This is a genomic window from Actinosynnema sp. (genome assembly GCF_052038725.1).
Genome location: NZ_JBQGCX010000860.1, coordinates 1 through 4,068 on the forward strand (window position 1 = coordinate 1; position 4,068 = coordinate 4,068).

Sequence of the window (4,068 nt, forward strand, 5' to 3'; positions counted from 1 at the left end):
GGAACGCGCCCCGTGCGCAGACACCGCTCCGCTCCGCGGACCGGGTGTGGTCGCGCGAGAGCCCCGGTGGACGGTGTCCACCGGGGCTCTCGGGTCTTCGGGGTCCCGCTACGGGCGCGGCCGGCCGGCCTGGTCGGCCAGCATCCGCAGGCCGCCGACGATGCCGCCGGACAGGTCGCCCTCCTTGAAGGAGGCGATCATGCTCATGACCGCGAGCTTCGCGCCCCGGTCGGCGAGCCTGCGGTGCGCCTCCTCGCCGGTGACGACCTCGACCACGCGCTCGCCTGGCGACACCGCGACCAGCACAGCGTGCGCGGGCCTCGGGGTCGCGGCGTGCAGCTGCTCGGCCTTCACCCGGCTCTCCTTGCCGCCCAGCTCGCCGAGGTAGACGCTGAAGTCCAGGCCGGTGGTGCGGCTGGCCAGGGTCAGGGCGTCGTCCATGGCGGCGAGCTGCACCGGCGTGAACGGCAGGCTCGGGCCCTCGGACTCGTGCATCCGCGCGGCGGAGATCCGGCCGCTGCCGGTGATCGCCTCACCGGGCTTCAGGTCCGCCGGGTCGACGACGGGGCGGGCCACCTCACCAGCTCCCACGAGCGCCTCCCCTTGCCGTGCCGCCTGCCGCCGGAGCGGTCCCGGCGCTGGTCGCCCGCTGCCCCGCGTTCGCGCTCCACCAGACCGGCGGGTGGGTCCACTCCTGGCCCGGCCGGTAGCGCTGGACGCGGGTCGTCTTCCGCCTCAGCGTCAGTAGCGCGATCACGCCGAAGATGGCCAGCGGGATCAGCGCGAAGACGAGAACGGTCTCCACGATGGTCACGGCCGCTACCGTAACCGATCAGCCGCGCGCCGTCCGATCGGGGGCGAGCGCCCCTTCGCTGGTCAGCGGGCGCCACCGGGGGTGGCGCGAGTGTGAACGCGCGCACCGCCCCCCGCGAGCCCCGTCAGCCGTTCGGCGCAGCGCGCCCGGCCGGGAGCAGCAGTCCGCACGGCCGGACGGCCTGCCGCCGGACGGGTGCGGACGGGTGCCGGTTTGGCGTCTTGTCCTTCCCGGCCAAGCCTTCTAACTTTTCACCTGTACGGACCTTGCGGTTCTGCGCCAGGTTGGCAAATCCCACACGTTGAGCCAGGGAAGGCACGGCATGTACACCTCGGAGTCCGCCCAGGCTGCAGTTATCACCCTTTTGCCGGACACCCACTGGACGCAATCCGTTACCGCCACTCGGCGGGTGGCGGAGTCCGCCGAACCCGCCCGCGACGCGGTCGACGACTCCGTCCGCATCACGGCCGCCGACTCCGTCCGGATCACCTGCCTGGACAGCGCACGCGCCGCGGTCGCCACCAGGGGCCTCGGGGGTGCTCGGGGCGGTCTCCGCACCAGTGCGGACGAGAGCGTGCGGATCACGGCGAGCGGGAGCGTGCGGATCACGGGGCGTGACGACAGCGTGCGGATCACCGCGCGGCAGGACGGCAGCGTCCGCATCACCGCCGGGCAGGACGACTCGGTCCGCATCACGGCGGCGGACGACTCCGTGCGCATCACGGCACGGCACGACGAGAGCGTGCGCATCACGGCGGCCGACGACTCGGTCCGCATCACCGCCGACGACTCCGTGCGCATCACCGCGCACGACGACAGCGTCCGGATCACCGCGCGCGAGGACGACAGCGCCCGCACCACGGCGCGGCAGGACGACAGCGTGCGCATCACCGCGCTCGCCGCGTGACGGGGGTCCCCGGCAGGCCCTAGGCCGCGGGCTCCCCCAGGTAGGGGAGCCACTGGGGATCGGCGTCGGTCACCCCGGCCAGCAGCCGCCAGTGCGGCCCCCTCGGCGCGGCGGGCACCACGCGCAACCGCCACCCCAGCTCCGACAGCAGCTTGTCGGCCTTGCGGTGGTTGCACTTGGCGCAGCACGCCACGCAGTTGGTCCACGTGTGGGGGCCGCCCCGGCTCCTCGGCACGACGTGGTCGATCGTCTCGGCCCGACCGCCGCAGTAGGCGCACCGGTACCGGTCGCGGTGCATCAGCCCCGCCCTGGTCAGCGGCACGCGCCCGCGGTAGGGCACCCGGACGTGGTTGCTCAGCCTGATCACCGAGGGCACGAGCACCTCGGCCGTCGAGGAGTGCAGCACGGTCCCGTCCGGGTCCCCGTGCACCACCTCGGCCTTGCCGCAGACCACGAGCACGACGGCGCGGCGCAGCGGCAGCGCGGTCAGGGGCTCGAAGGTCGTGTTGAGCAGCAGCACCTTGCGTCTACCCCAGGGGAACAAGATCGGCTTGACCGCCGAACCCGTCCCCTCCCCGTCGACCACAGCGTGCACACCTGGCTGTTTTTGGCCGGACGGGGCCGGCGGCGCGATCCCGGCGTTCACCAGGGCGCCGATCGGGGTGGGTTGTCGGTCTGGCACGCGACCACCTCCACCGGTTCTGCGCCTAGCAGACCACACTTCACCCCCAAAAATCACCTGTGATATGCGACCTGTCGTCCACCCAAGGCCGAATCGCCGACGCGCCGCCGCCTAACGGCGATCGTTTTCAACGGCGGGGCTACGCTCGGCGGGGTGACCGAGCACAGTGCCGCGACGCTGCCCGCGACGACCGCGTACCCACCGGCCACCCGGCTGGACCTCGTCGAGGACCTGCACGGGCACCGGGTCGCCGACCCGTACCGCTGGCTGGAGGACCCGACCGACCCCGAGACCGAGCGCTGGTCCGCCGCGCAGGACGGGCTGACGGCGTCCTGGCTGGGCGCGCTGCCCGGCCGCGAGGCGCTGGCCGCGCGGCTGACCGAGCTGAGCCGCACCGGGTCGGTCGGCGCGCCGACGTGGCGGGCGGGCCGCGCGTTCTTCACCCGCCGCGACCCCGACCAGGACCACGCCGTGCTGCGCGTGCGCGAGCCGGACGGCTCCGAGCGGGTGCTGCTCGACCCGGTGGCGCTGGACCCGACCGGCGCGACGACCCTGGACAGCTGGTCGCCCTCCCGCGAGGGGACCCGGCTGGCCTACCAGGTGTCGGTGGGCGGCGACGAGCACTCGCTGCTGCACGTGCTGGACGTGGACACCGGCGAGCTGGTCGAGGGCCCGATCGACCGCTGCCGCTACTCCCCCGTGGGCTGGCTGCCCGGCGGCGAGGAGTTCTTCTACGTGCGGCAGCTCGCCCCCGAGCTGGTGCCGGAGGACGAGCGGCTGTTCCACCGCAGGGTGTGGCGGCACCGGGTGGGCGCCGACCCGTCGACCGACGCGAACGTGCACGGCGACGAGCTGGACCACACCTACTACTACGGCCTGTCGGTGTCGGCGGACGGCCGCTGGCTGGTGGTCAGCGGCGCGGCGGGCACGGTGCAGCACAACTCGGTGTGGATCGCGGACCTGGCCGGGGGTGACGGCGCCGCGTCCGGCGCGCCGTCCGGCGGCGGCCTGCGCCCGGTGATCACCGCCGACGCGGGCGCGCGGACCGGCGCGTCGGTGGCCCGCGACGGCAGGCTGTACCTGACCACGAGCCTGGGCGCCCCGAGGTTCCGGCTGTGCGTCACCGACCCGGCCGACCCCGGCGCGCCCGAGGACTGGACCGAGCTGGTGCCCGAGCAGCAGGACTCGGTGCTGGAGGGCGCGGGCCTGCTGGCGGGCTCGCTGGTGCTGCTGCGCACCCGGCACGCGGTGTCCGAGCTGCACCTGCACGACGCGTCCGGGGCGCACGTGCGCGAGATCCCGACGCCGGGCACGGGCTCGGTGCACGGCTGGTCCACCACCGACGCGCTCACCGACCCGGACGACGACCGGCTGTGGTTCGGCTGGACCGACTTCGCCACGCCGGTGTCCGTGCACCGCTTCTCGATCTCCACCGGCGAGACCGTCCTGGACACCCCCAACCCCGGATCGGTGCGGCTGCCGGACGTGACCACCCGGCAGGTCGAGTTCACCTCCCCGGACGGCACGACCGTGCGGATGTTCCTGGTCTCGGGCTCGGCCGCGCCCGACCGGCCGAGGCCCGCCCGGGGCACCCGCGCCGGCGGCGGCGCCGGCGGCCGGGGGCCCGGCGCCGCCGCGACCCCCCGGGGGGGGGGCGCGGCGGGG

5 protein-coding genes are annotated in these 4,068 nt (G+C 74.6%); 2 read left to right on the forward strand and 3 right to left on the reverse strand.

Annotated features, from left to right (window positions below; translation table 11 throughout):
* Positions 1-108 precede the first annotated feature (108 nt).
* Complete coding sequence (locus tag ACTUAL_RS17600) at positions 109-591, reverse strand: DUF5130 family protein (RefSeq protein ID WP_440901038.1); 483 nt, start codon at positions 589-591, stop codon at positions 109-111.
* Complete coding sequence (gene ctaJ / locus ACTUAL_RS17605) at positions 578-814, reverse strand: aa3-type cytochrome oxidase subunit CtaJ (protein ID WP_096491818.1); 237 nt, start codon at positions 812-814, stop codon at positions 578-580. Before ctaJ ends, ACTUAL_RS17600 begins: the two co-directional genes overlap by 14 nt.
* A 409-nt stretch (positions 815-1,223) precedes the next feature.
* On the opposite strand from ctaJ, the gene ACTUAL_RS17610 reads away from it, so the two are divergent.
* Positions 1,224-1,721 carry a DUF2345 domain-containing protein gene (locus tag ACTUAL_RS17610; RefSeq protein ID WP_440901039.1) on the forward strand — a complete coding sequence of 166 codons (498 nt, stop codon included), beginning with the start codon at positions 1,224-1,226 and terminating at the stop codon, positions 1,719-1,721.
* A 19-nt stretch (positions 1,722-1,740) separates the two neighbouring features.
* Here the strand turns inward: ACTUAL_RS17610 and ACTUAL_RS17615 are convergent, their stop codons facing one another.
* A complete protein-coding gene (locus tag ACTUAL_RS17615; RefSeq protein ID WP_373565522.1) occupies positions 1,741-2,403 on the reverse strand; it encodes an HNH endonuclease in 663 nt (220 codons plus the stop codon).
* A 153-nt stretch (positions 2,404-2,556) separates the two neighbouring features.
* Here ACTUAL_RS17615 and ACTUAL_RS17620 point away from each other — a divergent pair.
* On the forward strand, positions 2,557-4,068 hold a 1,512-nt coding region (locus ACTUAL_RS17620), incomplete at its 3' end, for a prolyl oligopeptidase family serine peptidase (RefSeq protein WP_440901040.1).